The sequence below is a fragment of the Streptomyces venezuelae genome (assembly GCF_008642315.1).
GTDB lineage: Bacteria > Actinomycetota > Actinomycetes > Streptomycetales > Streptomycetaceae > Streptomyces > Streptomyces venezuelae_D.
Genome location: NZ_CP029192.1, coordinates 8464875 through 8480752, shown reverse-complemented (window position 1 = coordinate 8480752; position 15878 = coordinate 8464875). Strand labels below are relative to the sequence as shown.

The window sequence follows — 15878 nt, the reverse complement described above, 5'->3', positions numbered from 1 at the left end:
CACGTCGGGCCCCCCGGGGTTTCAGAAGCGGAACACGACGCCCGTGTCCGCCGCCAGGGCGCAGGCGTTCGGGTACGTCTTGTGCCAACTGATCGCCTTGCCGTCGTACGACCCGGTCGCCGTCGCCGTGACCGGGTCGAACTCCTTCGTGCAGGCGCGCGGGTCGTCCGGCAGCTCGTCGAAGTCTCCACGGGCCAGAGCCAGCGCCTCGCACGCCTCGGCCGCCCGCGGATGGGCCCCGGCGGGTTCGGGCACACAGTGCAGCAGCACGCCGCGCACCCAGGTGTTCTCGGCGCCCGAGACGGTGAGGAAGAGCCCGCGCTTCGGGGCGGGCGTGGCGGCGTGGGCGGGCGCGGCGGCGTCGGCGGCGTGGGCGGGCGCGGAGGTATGGGCAGGCGCCACCGCATGGGCCGGCGTGAGCCCTCCGAGGGCCAGCAGGCCGACGGCGGCCGCGAGAGGGAGCGAGCGCATGGGAGACCTCCGGGGTACGCGTCGGACGGGTCGACGGCGGTGACGTTCCGTGGCGTCGGACGACACCGGGAAGTAGCCACGGCACCCCTCTCCGGCGGCGCGCGCCGCACCGCCACGCCGCTCGTTCACCCGTCCGGCGGCACGCAAGGGCCCGTACGGGCTCTCGCATCCGCGCCGTCGATTGACTACTGTGCGTCGGCACCGGGACCAGGGGGAAGGCGGCCGCCATGTTCTACCTACTGCTCAAGCACGTGATCCTCGGCCCGCTGCTCCGGCTGATGTTCCGGCCCAGAATCGAGGGCCTGGAGCATGTGCCGGACGGCGGCGCGGCGATCGTCGCGGGAAACCACCTGTCGTTCTCCGACCACTTCCTGATGCCGGCGATCATCAAGCGCCGCATCACGTTCCTCGCGAAGGCCGAGTACTTCACGGGGCCCGGCCTCAAGGGCCGCCTGACCGCCGCGTTCTTCCGCAGCGCGGGTCAGATCCCCGTGGACCGCTCCGGAAAGGAGGCGGGCCAGGCGGCGATCCGCGAGGGCCTCGGCGTGCTGCGCAAGGGCGAGCTGCTCGGCATCTATCCGGAGGGCACCCGCTCGCACGACGGACGGCTCTACAAGGGCAAGGTCGGCGTGGCGGCGATGGCGCTCAAGGCGCAGGTGCCGGTGGTCCCGTGCGCCATGATCGGCACCTTCGAGGCGCAGCCGCCCGGCCGGAAGTTCCCCAAGTTCAAGCGGGTGACGATTCGTTTCGGCGAGCCGCTCGACTTCACGCGCTACGTGGGCATGGACGGCGAGAAGGCCGTCCTGCGGGCCGTCACCGACGAGATCATGTACGCGATCCTCGGGCTCTCCGGACAGGAGTACGTCGACAAGTACGCGGCCGTCGTGAAGGCGGAGGAGGCGGAAGCGGAACGTGAGCGCGCGGCGGCCGGGGGGAAGGAACCCCGGAGGCGGCCGCGGATGCCGTTGAGCTGAGGAGGCCGGCACGGGTGAGCCGATGAGGTCGGCACGGGGTGCGCCGCCTGAGGCGGCACACCCCGCCGTCGCTGTCCCCCGTCGCCATCCGGAGAACACCGCGTGCGGAACCGTGGCCCCGCCGTACACCCCGCCGCCGCCCGGCATCATGATGCACTCGTCGTCCGGCGGGTTCTCCATGACCCATCGGAACAGCAGGACGTGACGGGGCCCATGGCCGCTCCCCCGGGAAGGCACCCGAAAGGAGCGGCGGCCGCCGCGTGCGCTCCGGGGGCACGCGGCGCATGACCAACCGCTCTCCGCTACGGCTTGGGAGTGGCGTGCGGGCCGCAGGTGACGTCGGAGGCGTCGACCTTGCCGGTCAGCAGGTAGGTGTCGACCCGGTCGTTGAGGCACGGGTTGGCGAGGTTGGTGATGCCGTGCGAGCCGGCGTCCTTCTCCGTGACCAGGCGGGAGCCCTTGAGGCGCTTGTGCAGCTCGACGGCGCCGCGGTACGGCGTCGCGGCGTCACGCGTGGACTGCATGATCAGCGTCTTCGGCAGACCCTTGTGCGTACGGACCTCGACCGGGCGCTGCTGCTTGCTGGACCAGGTGGCGCAGGGCAGGTTCATCCAGGCGTTGCCCCAGGTCATGAAGGGGCTGGTCTTGTGGATGCGGGTGTTGTCGCGGTCCCACTTCTGCCAGCTCCGCGGCCACTTGGCGTCGGCGCACTCGACTGCGGTGTAGACCGCGTTGCCGTTCTCGCTCGCGATGTTGCCCGCGGTGTCGGACAGGTCGGGGCTCGCCGCCTCGATGAGGGGCTTCGGGTCGCCGGCGACGTACTTGCTCCAGTTCGTGGCGATCTCGACCCAGGAGGAGTCGTAGTACGGCGCGCTCTGGAAGTACGAGTGCAGCTCGGCCGGGCCGACGACACCGTTCAGGGGCTGCTTCTTCGCGGTGGCGCGGAGCTTGTCCCACTGGCCGCGGACTTCGGCGTAGGTGTCACCGAGGTGGAAGGCGGCGTCGTTCTTCGCGACCCACTTCATCCAGTCGATGAGGCGCTTCTCGAAAGCGACGTCCTGGTCGAGGTTGACCTCGTACCAGATCTTGTCCGTGCGCGGGTTGACCACGGAGTCGAAGATCATGCGGCGCACGTGCGTCGGGTAGAGGGTGCTGTAGACCGCGCCCAGGTAGGTGCCGTACGAAACACCGAGGAAGTTCAGCTTCTTCTCGCCGAGCGCGGCGCGGATGACGTCCAGGTCGCGGGCGGTGTTGGGCGTCGTCATGTGCGGCAGCATGCGGCCGCTGCGCTCCTGGCAGCCGTCGGCGTACTCGGCGGCGAGCTTGCGCTGGGCGCGCTTGTCGGCCTCACTGTCGGGTATCGGGTCGAGCTTGGGCGCCTTCACGAACTCCTGCGGGTCGACGCAGGAGATGGGCGCGGAGTGCCCGACGCCGCGCGGGTCGAAGCCCACGAAGTCGTACGCCTTGGACGTCTTCTCCCACAGCTTGCTCTTGGTCGTGACACGGCGCGGGAAGCGCATGCCGGAGCCACCGGGGCCGCCCGGGTTGTAGACGAGAGCGCCCTGGCGCTCGTCCTTGGTGCCGGTGCTGCCGATACGGTCGACGGCGAGCTTGATCTTCTTGCCGTCGGGCTTGGCGTAGTCGACCGGGACGGTGACCCAGCCGCACTGGATGGGCTTCTCGAACCCCCAGTCCGCCGGGCAGTCCCGCCAGTCGATACCGGCCTTCGCGGCGCGCTGCGCGGCGAGGGCGGCGCCGCGCGTCTCGCGGTCCTTGCCGGAACGGGCCGCGTGGTCCCGCACCGCCGAAGCCGCGTCGGCGTTCGCCGTCGGGGCCGCGACGGCGCCCGCTATCAGCGTCGCGGCGACAAGAGCCCCCGCGGATCCGAACACCGCCGTCCGCCGTCTGGTCCCTGGGGTCCTTCTCAAGTCGGGCCTCCCGCACATCGATTCGAGCAGATTCGAGCAGTACGGGGGATCTTTGCGTCTGAGGGGTGGCTGAGAACAGATGGGATGGGGGTTCTTTACCAATCCGATAAACGGTTCGGTGCGTACCGGTGAGCGGCCAGGGCGGGTCGGCCGCCCGGCACGGGCGCGGCGCTCGGCCAGGGGGTGGTGCGGGGCTTGTGCGGGAACTGGCCGTATAAGGACGGGAGTTCGGGGCACTCGAGCGTTAGTCCGGTCGCTTGAGACCGGTTCTTGGAGCGACCGACCCGAAGGAGTGGGAGATGAGTACGCAGTACGGCAACCAGCCGGTCGGGCAGCACCACGCCACGGCCAGGAGCGGCGCCGCCAGCGAGAACGTTCTCAGCATCATCGCGATCGTGATGGGCGCGATCGGTCTTCTCTTCCTGCCGATCGTTTTCGGGCTGGGCGGCCTGATCCTGGCCGTCGTCGCCAAGTTCGCCCGGCACGAGCGGCTCTCCACCATCGCCCTGCTGGTCGGCGCCGTCGGCCTGATCGGCGGGATGATCCTCGGTGCCGTCGTCGCCGGTTAGCAGGGTCTGCCTGACACAGCCCGGTGTCGCTTCGGCGGCCCGGAGCCCGCATCGCACGCCGGGCTCCGGGCCGCCGAAGCTGTTCGCGGTTCCGGCCTCGCGTGGCGCGTGCTGCTCCGCGTCACGCGCCGCGGTCAGGACCAGACCGTGAAGATGACGGTCACCGACGCCTTCTTGCCCGCGGCGTCCGTCACGGTCAGCGTCGCGTTGCGGAAGCCCCAGCTCGTCGGGGTGCCGGAGATCAGACCCGTGGTCGACTGGACGGTCAGGCCCGCGGGGAGGTTCGTCGCGGAGAAGGTGTACGGGGCCGTGCCGCCGGTCGCCTTCAGGGGCAGGCTCACCGGGCGACCGAGGTAGACGTTCTGGTTGCCGGGGTTCGCCAGCTGCGGGGCGCCCGTGCCGGGGGCGGTCACCTTCCAGGAGAAGGACGTGGACCCCTTCTTCCCGGCCGCGTCCGTCGCGGTCACCGTGACCTGGGACGTGCCGGTGGCCGTCGGGGTGCCCGTGACCGTGCCGGTGGACGAGGAGATGGAGAGCCCCGCGGGCAGGCCGGAGGCGCTCCACGTGTAGGGAGCCGTGCCGCCCTCCGCGCTGTTGCGCAGTTCCACCGGGGTGCCGGTGACGCCGGTCTGCGCGGACACTGCCGCGACGGTGACGTCGCCCGGCTGCGGAGTCGACGTCACCAGTCGGGCGCCGAACTTGGCCAACGCCTCGCCGACCGGCTGGAAGATGGTGAACTTCTCGCCGCTCCCGCCGCTGCACGTGGCGCTGCCGCCGCCCGAGTGCAAGCCCACCGCGCGCCCTCCGGCCGCCGTGACGTAACTGCCGCCGGAGTCGCCGCCGGCCGAGCAGGCGCTGGAGTAGGACAGCCCGTCGATCACCACGTTGCCGTAGTCGACGCTCTGGTCGACCTTGGTCACCTCACCGCACTGGTACCCGGTCGTCTGGCCCGAGTGGCACACGGCCGTCCCCACGACCGCCTCCGCCGAGCCCGTCACGGCGACGTCCCCCTTGCCCCACCCCGCGACCTTGGCCGCCAGTGACCAGCCCGACTGGTCGACGTCGACGATCCCCATGTCGCCCTCGCGGGCGTTCACCGATCCCGAGCCGTTGCTGTTCGACGTGCCGACGCGCGTGCCGTCCTTCCCGTACGCGGGCTGGTTGACGTCGTTGGTGCAGTGCCCCGCCGTCAGGAACGCCTTGCCGCCGCCGCTCGTACGCGTCACGGGGAAGCCGATCGAACAGGGCGATTCGCTGCCGGGCGTCCACTTCTCGCCGCCCACCACGTCACCGCCCTGCTGGCGGGGCACGTCCCGGGACTCGACCACGCGTATGAGACCGCCGAGGGAGGCCAGCTTGCTGCGCAGGCCACGGGTGGCCGCGGTCGACACGGCGGGGTCGACGACGACCTCGACGCGTCCCGCGCGGGCGTCCGGGCCCCACGAGCGCACGCCGGGCACCCCGCGACTCCACGCGCCGACGGTACGGGCCGTCGCCGCCAACTCCGCCCGCGTGCTGTGTGCTTGGTGCGGCACGGCACCGGCGGCCCTCGCCTGCGCGGCGGCCCGTTCCGTCGTGACCGCCGCGTGCAGGCGGCCTTCGGCCGCGTCGAACCACAGCGCCGTGGCCCGGTCCCCGACGGTGGCGCGGACGGCCGTCGCCGCGCGCTGGGCCCGGCTCTCGTCGGCCAGGCGTTCCCGGACTCCCTCGGCGTCGAGGCCGAGGTCGCGTGCCAGGGCGGCGCGCAGTCCGGCGGGCAACGAGGGCCGGGCCGTGGGGGCCGGTGAGGGAGGTGCGGGGGTCTCGGCGTGTGCGGTGGGGGCCGGTACGGCCGCCGGCCCGGCCAGGACCGCGGCGGCCACGAGGCCGGTGAGGAACGGCCGGTGGGAGTGAGAGCGCATGGGGTGGGTGCCTTTCGGGGAGGGAGAGCGGGCCCGTCGGTGACGGGTGATCGGGTGTGATGTGGTGCGGCGCGCCGAGCCGTCGGGGCGTAGGCGCAGACGTAGGCGTACGCATAGCTGTGTCTGCATGGCTGTGCATGCGGGGGTGTGCATGCGTGGCTGTGCATACGTGGGTGTCGGGGTATCCGTCCGGGCTCCACAGGTGCCGTCGAGGACGTGCGGTGCGCAGTCCGGGACGGGCCACAGCGTCCTGGTGCCGGGGCGTCGGCGGTATCCGGGAAGGCCCCTGCTCTCGGCCGCTGCGGGAACGCGTGACGACTTGGGAGGGGCGACAAGGTCGCGCAGGTGTCAGGGAGTTCCCTTGTCCGGCACGCGGGTCGTGTCCGGGGGCGTTGTGGCCGGGCGGACGTGCGCTTACGGTGCCCGGTGTGCGAGAACGGACGGGCGCGGACGGCGACGTGGGCGCGGCGCAGGACGGCTGGGCCGCGGTGGTCCACGAGGCCGCCGCGCTGCTGGAGCGCCACGGGCGACTGGCGGTCAGCGGGCCCTGGGGTGCGGGCAAGAGCACCCTTCTCGACGCGCTGGCCGAGCGGACGCGGGGTGAGGAGCTCGGCCGGGCGGCTCGACGCTGTCTTCGGGTCCGTACACAGGAGGAGGACGCGGCCATCGCCCACGGGGCGCTGGTCCAACTGCTCAGCGCGGCAAGGGCGGAGGGAGCCGGTACCGATGGGGTGTGGACCAGTGATCCGTGGTCCTCGGCCCCGGCACCGGCTCCGGGTCGAGGTGTTGGCGGCCTCGACCTGCCCGGCCCGCCCGCGACATCATCCATGCGACCCGTGCCCGAAAACCCTGGTCTTCGCACCGCCGGGCCGACCTCTCCGGTGCCCGTTCCGGCGTCGCACACGACGCCTCCGGATCAGGTCCGACTACCCGGTCCCGCCCGGACACCCGGCGGCACCGACGATCCGCTGCGGTTGCGTCTGGCCCTGACGCGGCTGCTCGACGAAGGGCCTCCGGTCCTCCTCCTGATCGACGGCGCCCAGTGGCTCGACCCGGCCAGCGCGGCGCTGATCGGGTACGCCGTGCGTACGCTCCCTGCGGCACGGCTCACCGTCGTCGCCGCCGAGCGCACCGGCGGTTACCCACGTGCCGCGGCCGCCCTGCTCGGCGGGCACCCGACCGTGCTGCCCGTACCCTCCGCCGACCTCGCCGAGACGACCGCGGCCTGCGCGCGCCTCGGGCTGCCCACGCGCTGGGCCGCGCCCGTGCACCGGCACTGCGGCGGCCACCGGGCCCTGCTCGACGCATGGTTCAAGGCCCTGCCCACCGACAACCGGTCCGGCGGCGACGCGGCCGGCGTCACGGGACCACCCGCCCCGGGACGGCTCGTCCCAAGACCACTCGTCCCAGGGCCACCCGTCCCAGGACCGCCCGCCCCGCCGCGCCAGGTGCGCGACCTGGCCGCCGCCTGGCTCGCCTCCGTCCCCGCCGACGTCCACACCACGCTCCAGGTCGCGGCGCTCGCGGGCAGCTGTGACGTCGACCTGCTGCGGCACAGCGGGCGACGCGACGCGGAAGACCACCTCGCCCACGCCCTGGACGCCGGGCTCCTCGCCGCCGACGACACCCCGCAGCACGCTCCGGCCGGCGCCGCCCCGCCCCACCGGTTCGCCGCGGCGGCCCTCGCCGACGCCGCGGCCGCCACGGTGACCCGGGAGCGGCGCACCGCCACCCACCGCGCGCTCGCGGTCTGCTGCCACGACCCCGTGGCCCGCGCGCTGCACACCGCGCTGGCCCAGGAGTCCCCGGACCGGGCCGTCGCCGAGGACACCGCGCAGGCGGCCGTCGCGGCCGGGGCGGCGGGGCAACGCCCGCGCGCGGCCGAGCTGTTGTTCCTCGCCGCCCGCCTCACGCCGGCCGACCGGCCCCGCCTGCGCCTCGACCGCCTCGCCGAGGCCGCGCGGGAAGCCGCGGCCGCCGGGTCCGCGACCCTGACCAGGCTGGCGGCGGACCGGATCGTGGCGGAGCACGGCACCGCCGCCCAGCAGGTGCACGCCCTGCTGGCCGTCGTCGACGCGCACGGCCAGGACACCGCGGGCATCCGCCCGGTGCTCGCCGCCGCCCGCGGGACCGCCGCCGACGATCCCGCGCTGCTGGCCGCCGTCGAACTGCGCGCCGCGGTCCAGGAGAACGTCTCCGGCGACGACTTCGCCCGGGCCCTGCACCACGCCCAGGTCGCCACCACGCTCGCCCGACAGGCCCGTGCCGTACCGCTGGAGGCCGCGGCGCTGACGATGACCGCCCGCATGCAGCGCGTCCTGGGCCGTCTCGACGCGGCGTCCTCCGCGCTGGAGCGCGCCCTCGCGCTGGACGTGCCCCCGGAGCGGCTGGGCATACGGAACAGCCCGCAGTACCTCGCCGCCCGCCACGCGGTCTTCGACGCCCGGCCGGCCGAGGCCCGCGAGCTCCTCCTTCCGCTGCTTCCGGTCGCCGAGGAGTCCGGGGAGGCTGAGGACCTGGTGGATCTGTGGCGCAGCCTCGCCGAGGTCGACGCGGGGCGCGGCGCCTGCGGACAGGCGCTGCACTGGTCGGCCCGTGCCGTCGACCTCACGGCGGCCGCCGGGTTGTCCCCCGGTCCCGCCTGGTACACCGCCGCGCTGGCGCAGACCTGCGGCGGCACCTTCGCGCGTGCGCTGAGTCTCGCCGCCCACGGCGTACGCGCGTCCCGCGAGGAACGCGACGCCCTGCACACGGCGCGCGGTCTCTGGATCCTCGGGGCGACCCAACTGCACACAGGCCGCGTCGAGGAAGCCGCCGGGACCCTGGCCGAGGTAGCGGAACTGGAGTCCCGGTCCGGGGCGATCGATCCGGCCCTGCTGCGCTGGCAGGCCGATGCCGTGGAGGCGTACGCGCTCAGCGGGCGCATGGACGAAGCCCACGAACTGCTGGAACACATGCAGGAGCGGGTGGGCCCGCACCCCGCGCACGCCGCCCTGCGGGCCTCGCTCACGAGGGCTCGCGGGCTCTGCCGTCATCTCGGCGGCGCGGGCGAAGAGGCCGCGGAACTGCTCGCCGACGCGGCGGACGTCTTCGCCGGACTCGGTCTGCCGGTCGAGGAGGGCCGCACGCATCTGCTGCGCGGCCGTGTCGAGCGCCGCAGACGGCGGGCCGCCGCGGCGCGCTCCGCGTGGGAGAGTGCGCGTGAGCTGTTCGACGGTGCTCAGGCGCGCCCGTGGAGCGCGCTCGCGGTCGGCCATCTGGACCATCTGACGGGCCGGGCGTCCGCGCCCGGCTCCCCCGGCGGGCCTGCGGTGCACGGTCTGACCGAGCACGAACTGCGCCTGGCCGAGCTCGTGCGCGCGGGCGCGACCAATCAGGAGGCGGCGCAGCGGATGTTCATCTCCGTGAAGACCGTGGAGACGGTGCTGAGCCGGGTCTACCGGAAGCTCGGCATCCGCTCGCGGACCCAGCTCGCCGCCGCGCTCACCGGATGACCGGGCTCCGCAGGCCACCTCCTCGGTCGCTGGTGGGTTTCGAGTGCCGGTGTCAGCGCGGGCGTCGGCGGCTCCGGGCGGACTGGCGGCGGTCGGCCCGCGCCTGGGCCGCGGCTCGGGTGGGAGGCGGCGTCGCGGGGGTCTCCAGGAAGGCCGCGAGGCTCGCGACCGTGGGGTGGCGGAAGAGGTCGACCATCGAGAACTCCCGTTCCAGGGCCGCCTCCAGGAGGTTGTGCACGCGGGCGAGGTGGAGCGAGTGTCCGCCGAGGTCGAAGAAGTTGTCGTGCGGGCCCACGCGGTCCACGTGCAGGACGTCGCGCCAGGTGCGGACGACCAGTTCCTGGGTCGGGCCGGCCGGAGCGCCGGCGGCGCCGGACGGCGACTCTCCCCCGGCCTCGGTCAGGACGCAGCTCGTCGGGTGGCCGTAGCGGTCGGACAGTACTGCCGGGGACTGCGCCTGCGGTGCCGGGGTGTGGGCGCTCAGGCGGTGGACCAGTCGCGCGGGAGCGTCGAGACGGCTGCGGATGAACGGCTTGGACGCGTCGAGGCCGATCAGTACGTGCGGGCGGTCGTGCCGCAGGGCGTGCAGGAAGGCGCGCAGTCCCTCGCCGCGGCCGATGGGGTGGTAGCCGCGGGCGCGGCTGGGTTCGGTGAGGTGACGGCCCCTGCTCATGCCGGTCTCCTCCCACAGGCTCCAGGCGAGACTGCGGACGCGCAGGCCCTCCGACCGGTGCGCCCTGGCGTCCAGGTGGGCGTTGGCGGCCGCGTACCCGCTCGCCAGCGCCGCGCCGAGCGCGCCGTTGACGGAGGAGAAGCCGATCAGAACGGTCTCCCCACCGCCCTCGGCGAGACAGTCGACGAGGACCTGCGTGCCGGTGGTCTTGGGTGCGAGCACTTCGGCGAGTTCGTCGACGCTCTGTGTGAGGAAAGACTGCTGGCGGAAGCCGCCCGCGAGGTGGAGCACGGCGTCGGGCTCGCATGACCAGCGCGCCCGGGCCAGGTCCAGGGCGGCACGTGTCCGCTCGGCGTCGCAGACGTCGGCCGCGGCGTACAGGACGTCGCCGCCACGGGCCCGCAGCGCCCGCAGGGTCTCCACGCGTGCGCGGGCCACGGGATCGTCGGCCGTCGTCCCGGCATCCTCCGGCAGCGGGGTGCGGCCTAGGATCAACAGCCGGGCGTCGTAGGCGTCGAGCAGATGCGCGCAGATCTCGGCGCCGAGCCCGCCGAGTCCGCCGGTGACGACGTACACCCCTCGGTGCCGCAGCGGCGGACCCGACTCCGCGGGGACGGCGGGCAGTTGGGCGATGCGCGGGGCGAGGCGGCGACCGTCGCGTACTGCGGCCTCCGGCTCACCGGGGCGGGCGGTCAGTTCGGCCAGCAGGTGCGGCAGGTCGGTGCCGGGGGTGCCGTCGTCGGGCAGGTCGAGGTGGGAGCCGGTGAGCCAGGGGATCTCCTGGAGGAGGCTGACGAGCAGGGCCAGGCGGGCCGCCCGGTCGCTGTCGGGCTCGTCTCCGGGGACCGCGTGCTGGGTGTGGCGCCCCGCGACGCGCAGGGTGCGGTGGCCGCCGTCCTCGTCGCGGTGGGCGTCGAGGGCCTGTACGAGGTGGACGAGGAAGACGGTTTCGGTGGGTACGGGCCGATCCGGTCCCTCCGTGGCGGGCGGCGCGTAGGTGGTGAGGTCGAGGATCTCGCCCGGGGTGAGGCCGTCGGCGTCGAGCGCGTCGAAGAGCCAGTCGTGGTCGTCGCGGTGGTCCGGGCGTACGCGGTAGTGGCCGGCGGCGAGCCTGGCGCGCTCCTCGCCGAGGTCGACGCGGGCGGCGCGGCGCCCGTCCGCGTCGAGCAGGGGCAACAGGCCGTCGGCCAGGCCAAGGCGGTCGGCGAGAACCAGCACGGTGGCATCGGAACGGGGGCCCTGCTGCGGCCGGGCCGGGGTCCAGCGGCGTTCGTGGAACCAGTTGGGCAGGGTCCGCTCGTTGCCCAGGGCGAGGTCGGTGGCGCGGATCAGCTCGGTGAAGTCCCCCGCGTGGAAACGGTCGCGCAGCTTGGAGCGCTGGATCTTGCCGATCTCGGTCTTGGGGATCTCCTCGCGGTCCACGGGCAGCACGTGGCGGGGGTTCAGGCCGGTCCTGCGCACGAGGTGGGAGCGGATCTCGCGAATCGCCTCCGCCGGGTCGGCCGGACCGCCCCTCAGGTGGACGAAGAGCACGAGTCCGTCGGTGGTGGCGCCGGGGTCGCGGACCGCGCACGCAGCGGTGAAGGAGTTCTCGACGCCGTCGAGTTCCTCCACCACGGACTCGATCTCGTGGCAGTAGTGGTTGACGCCGTTGATGATGAGGACGTCCTTGGCGCGCCCCGTGATGGTCAGGGCGCCGTCGCGGAGCACGCCCAGATCGCCGGTGTCGAACCAGCCGTCGGCCGTGAACGCGGCGCGATTGGCGTCCGGGTTGTCGTGATAGCCCGACGTGACCGTGGGCCCCTTCACCAGCAGGCGCCCCGGTACCCCCTCGGGCAGAGTGCGCTCCTGCGCGTCGGCGATGCGCAGGGTCGTACCGGGAAGCGGACGGCCGACCTCGGTGAAGGGGTCGTCGTCGCCGGTGGATTCGAGGGTGAAGGCGTCGGAGTACGTGACGGCCGACGACGTCTCGGACATGCCCCAGGAGGGACGCATGGCGGTGGCGGGCAGGCCGTGGGGGGCGAGCGCGGACAGGAACCTGCGGGCGACGCGGGGCATGATGGCCTCACCCGCGTTCTGGATGAACCGCAGGCACGACAGGTCCCAGGCCGCCCCGGCGGCTTCGGCCACCCGGTCGTTGACGAGGCCGAACGCGAAGTTGGGCGCCCAGGTCAGCGTCACCCGGTGGGTGTCGACCGCCTCCAGCCAGCGCAACGGCTCCTGCAGGATCCACGCCGTGGGTGCGTGGATCTGACGGCAGCCGAGGTAGACGTCCCGCACGTGGAACATCACGATGCCGCCGACGTGGTCCAGAGGCATCCAGTTGAAGGACACGTCGTCGGGGCCGAAGCCGTTGGCGGCGCCGGTGGCCGCGCAGCGGGCGAGCACGTTGCGGTGGCGCAGGGCGACGGCCTTGGGGGCGCCGGTGCTGCCCGAGGTGAGCAGCAGCAGCGCCACGTCGTCGGGGTCGGCGGGGTGCGGTGTGCCGGGGGCCGCGGTGCGCAGTTCGTCCAGGACGCCGATGCGTACCGGAGTGGTCCAGGAGCGGTGGGCGGCGGCCTCTTCGACCGCGGCGGCGGTCGTGGTGTCGGTCAGGACGATCGGCGCGCCCAGGAGTTCCAGGGCTCCGGCGAGCCGGTCGACGGCGGGGCCGTCCTGGGCCGGGGAGACGGGTGCCAGCGGTACGGGAACGATGCCGCCGAGCACGCAGGCCCAGAACGCGACGAGGAAGTCACGGTGGTCGGGGCATTGCAGGAGGGCGCGGTCACCGGCGGTCAGGCCGGCCGCCCGCAGTCCGCCGAGCACCCGTCCGGCGTCGTCGGCGAGCGCCGCGTACGCCAGTTCGCGCTCCTCTCCCTGCTGGTCGACGAGCAGGATGCCGCCTTCGGCGGTGGCGGCGGCGCGGTGCAGCGCCTCGGGGAGGGTCGTCACGTCCGGTACCGCGCTGCCGGGGCCGGTGAACAGGGCGGGGCGGGTGTCGTCGCCGGGCGCCGTGTGCGGTGCGGCGGAGTCGGTGGTCCTGGCCGGGTCTCCGTCGTCCGCGGGACGGTCGGTGAACTGCCCGGGGATGTCGGTGTGGACGCGGTCCTGCGGGATCGCGGCGGTGTCCTCGGTCAGGGTGACCTTCGCCGAGGGCAGGGCGTCCTCCCACCGGCGGATCAGTTCCTCGTCGAGCACCGGCAGGGCCCGCAGGGCGGCTTCGTCCAGGTGTCCGGCGCGGGTGCGGGGCAGGGAGGTGACCGCGACGTAGGAGCCGGGGACCAGTGCGGCGGGCAGGAGCGCCGCCGCGTGGGCGCGCAGCCGTGCGGGGTGGAAGGGGCCGGTGGGCACCACGTACGCGACGAGTTCCTCGACCCCGTCGGTGGTGGTCAGGGGCAGCACGGCGCAGGCGGCGAGCGACTCCTCGCGCAGCAGCGCGTTCTCGATGTCGGCGGGTGCGGCGCTGCGGCCGTCGCGCCGCAGCCGGTCGGCGGTGTCGTCGAGGGAGAGACGGCCTGCGGGCAGCAGGCGACCGCGCCAGGTGACGGGCTGCCGCGACCCGGGGGCGTGCAGGGGTCCGGGGATGCCGGTCGCGAGCGGCCGGGAGCGGGTGTCGACGGGGACGACCGGGCGGTTGCCCGGCTCCGCGTTGCTCAGCTCCTGGTCGGTCAGGCCCGGTGCGCAGTGCAGCGCCGCGGCGTAGCCGCCGGCTTCGGGGAGCGGCCACAGGCGGTGCAGCTCGGCGTCGCCACGGGCGTGGAACCGGCCGGCGAGGCGGGCGGTGAGCCGTCCGCCGTCGGTGAGCACCAGGCGCAGGCGCGCGGGTGCGGTGGCCAGCGCGGTGGGCGGCAGGAACGCGACGGTCGCCGAGGTGTGCTCGGCCGACCCGGCCGCGTGCGCGGACGCGCCGTGCAGCAGCGGCCACAGCAGAGCGTGGACGGCGGAGAGCAGCGCGTCGGGCCGGTGGTGCAGCACGGTGTCGTCGGCGGTGAGCGGGGTGCGCCGCTGCAACCAGTCCACGGTGTCGCAGAGTTGGGCGTGGGTCACCGGGACGGGTCCGTGGTCGCCGTGGACGACGACGGCCGGGTCGTCGGGGCGTACGAGCGGGGTCTCGGGTTCGCGGGCGCCCTCGGCGGCCGGCAGGTCGGCGAGGTCCAGCGTGGGCAGGGTGAGCGGCCAGGGCGGCGCGCCGGTGGTGAGCAGCAGCCGCGTCTCGCTGTCGGCGAGGAAGGCGTGCGCCGCGGCCTCGGGCAGTGCGGATTCGAGCGGGACCCAGACCGCGCCGAGCCGCAGCAGGGCGAGCGCGGTCGTCACGGAGGTGTCCCCGGGCGGCAGGCACACGGCGACTCGCTGTCCGTGGCGCACCCCGTGAGAGCGGAGTCGCACGGCGGTGGCCTCGACGCGTTCGGCGAGGTCCTCGTACGCGTACCGGTCGGTGTCGGTCGTGAGAGCCGTGGCGTGCGGGGTACGGAGGGTCTGCGCACCGAGACGTGCCGGGACCGTGTCGGGCGCGAGGGCGGCCGGGGCGGGGAGGGCGGCCGTGTCGTCCAGCGGCAGGTCCGCCACGGGGCGTTCGGGGGTGCGGACCGCTTCGGCCAGGAGGCGGTGCAGGTGGCCGGTGAGGCCGCGTACCGTCGATTCGTCGAAGAGGTCGGTGCTGTACACGATCGTGCCGCGCAGCTGTCCCGCGTCGAGCCACAGGTGGAACTCGAGGTCGAACCGGGTGGATGCGCGTGGCAGTGCCTCGGCGCGCAACTGCGCTTCGGGCAGGGCGCGTTCGGTGTCAGGGCCGCTCTGCAACGCGAAGAGGGTCTGGAACAGCGGCGTGCGGCTCGCGTCGCGCTCCGGCTGGATGTCCTCCACGAGCTTGTCGAGCGGGACGTCCTGGTGGGCGAAGGCGTCGGTGCACATCTGGCGTACGCGGCCGAGCAGTTGGGCGAAGGAGGGTTCGCCTTCGAGGTCCGCGCGCAGCACGAGGGTGTTGACGAACAGACCCAGCAGGGCTTCGGTCTCGACCTGCTCGCGGCCCGCCACCGGGGAGCCGATCAGCACGTCGTCCTGCCCGGTGTAGCGGTGCAGCAGTGCGCTGACGCCCGCGAAGAGGGTCATGAAGAGGGTCGCCCGGTGGGTTCGGCCGAGCGCGGTGAGCGCCTCGGTCAGCTCGGCGGGCAGGGTGAGGTCGACGCGGGCGCCGCGGAAGGCCTGCTCGTCGGGGCGCGGGCGGTCGGCGGGCAGCTCCAGGGCCGGCAGGTCACCGGCCAGCTGCGTGCGCCAGTAGGCCAGTTGGCGTTCGAGCTCGGGTCCTTCGAGGCGGTCGCGCTGCCACTCGGCGAAGTCGGCGTACTGGATCTCCAGCTCCGGCAGTCCGGTGGGTTCGCCGGTGAGGTGTTCGCGGTAGAAGGCGGTCAGCTCCCGGGTCAGGAGGTTGAGCGACCAGCCGTCGGTGACGATGTGGTGCTGGCAGAGGACCAGCAGGTGCCGGTCGGGTCCCGTGGTCACGAGCGCGGCCCGCAGCAGCGGCCCGCCCGTCAGGTCGAAGGGCCGGTCCACCCAGTCCAGGGCCCACTGCCGCTCCCGCTCGGGCGGCACGTCCGCGGTCTCCAGGGCCACTGTCCCCGAGGGGGCCACGACCTGGAGCGGTTCGCCGTCCTCCGTGGCGAAGGTGGTGCGCAGGATCTCGTGGCGCGCCACCACCTGTGCCAGGGCGGAGCGCAGCGCCGCGACGTCGACACGGCCCGTCCACCGCAGCGCGAGCGGGATGTTGTAGTACGGGTTGTCCCGCTGCAGTTGGTGGAAGAACCACATGCGCTGCTGGGCGTACGAGGCGGGGAAGCGCAGCGGTCCGGCGTCGGCGTGGGTGGTGGGCTCGGGGTGCTCGGCCAGGGACAC

7 protein-coding genes are annotated in these 15878 nt (G+C 73.9%); 3 read left to right on the top strand and 4 right to left on the bottom strand.

Annotation, left to right across the window (positions count from 1 at the left end; genetic code table 11):
• Positions 1 to 21: 21 nt before the first annotated feature.
• The gene (locus tag DEJ48_RS37415; protein ID WP_150220544.1) at positions 22 to 471 is read right to left on the bottom strand and encodes an SSI family serine proteinase inhibitor; all 450 of its coding nucleotides are present in this window, start codon (positions 469 to 471) and stop codon (positions 22 to 24) included.
• Between the two features lie 227 nt (positions 472 to 698).
• On the opposite strand from DEJ48_RS37415, the gene DEJ48_RS37410 reads away from it, so the two are divergent.
• Entirely contained in the window at positions 699 to 1445 is a 747-nt protein-coding gene (locus DEJ48_RS37410) for a lysophospholipid acyltransferase family protein (RefSeq protein WP_150220543.1), read from the top strand.
• A gap of 302 nt (positions 1446 to 1747) precedes the next feature.
• On the opposite strand, the gene DEJ48_RS37405 is transcribed toward DEJ48_RS37410, so the two are convergent.
• Complete coding sequence (locus DEJ48_RS37405) at positions 1748 to 3391, bottom strand: alpha/beta hydrolase (protein ID WP_150220542.1); 1644 nt, start codon at positions 3389 to 3391, stop codon at positions 1748 to 1750.
• A 281-nt stretch (positions 3392 to 3672) separates the two neighbouring features.
• On the opposite strand from DEJ48_RS37405, the gene DEJ48_RS37400 reads away from it, so the two are divergent.
• Positions 3673 to 3942 carry a hypothetical protein gene (locus DEJ48_RS37400; protein WP_150220541.1) on the top strand — a complete coding sequence of 90 codons (270 nt, stop codon included), beginning with the start codon at positions 3673 to 3675 and terminating at the stop codon, positions 3940 to 3942.
• A gap of 134 nt (positions 3943 to 4076) precedes the next feature.
• Here the strand turns inward: DEJ48_RS37400 and DEJ48_RS37395 are convergent, their stop codons facing one another.
• On the bottom strand, positions 4077 to 5843 hold the full coding sequence (locus DEJ48_RS37395) for a putative Ig domain-containing protein (protein ID WP_150220540.1): 1767 nt from the start codon (positions 5841 to 5843) through the stop codon (positions 4077 to 4079).
• A gap of 428 nt (positions 5844 to 6271) precedes the next feature.
• Here DEJ48_RS37395 and DEJ48_RS37390 point away from each other — a divergent pair, with 428 nt between their 5' ends.
• The gene (locus tag DEJ48_RS37390) at positions 6272 to 9337 is read left to right on the top strand and encodes a helix-turn-helix domain-containing protein (RefSeq protein WP_190537831.1); all 3066 of its coding nucleotides are present in this window, start codon (positions 6272 to 6274) and stop codon (positions 9335 to 9337) included.
• A 52-nt stretch (positions 9338 to 9389) separates the two neighbouring features.
• Here DEJ48_RS37390 and DEJ48_RS40605 read toward each other — a convergent pair whose 3' ends face one another.
• A complete protein-coding gene (locus tag DEJ48_RS40605; protein ID WP_223832345.1) occupies positions 9390 to 15878 on the bottom strand; it encodes a condensation domain-containing protein in 6489 nt (2162 codons plus the stop codon).

Excerpts from the sequence above, each read along its gene's own strand:
- DEJ48_RS37410 (WP_150220543.1), top strand. The coding sequence starts at position 699 with ATGTTCTACCTACTGCTCAAGCACGTGATCCTCGGCCCGCTGCTCCGG.
- DEJ48_RS37400 (WP_150220541.1), top strand. The coding sequence starts at position 3,673 with ATGAGTACGCAGTACGGCAACCAGCCGGTCGGGCAGCACCACGCCACG.
- DEJ48_RS37405 (WP_150220542.1), bottom strand. The coding sequence starts at position 3,391 with ATGTGCGGGAGGCCCGACTTGAGAAGGACCCCAGGGACCAGACGGCGG.
- DEJ48_RS37415 (WP_150220544.1), bottom strand. The coding sequence starts at position 471 with ATGCGCTCGCTCCCTCTCGCGGCCGCCGTCGGCCTGCTGGCCCTCGGA.
- DEJ48_RS37395 (WP_150220540.1), bottom strand. The coding sequence starts at position 5,843 with ATGCGCTCTCACTCCCACCGGCCGTTCCTCACCGGCCTCGTGGCCGCC.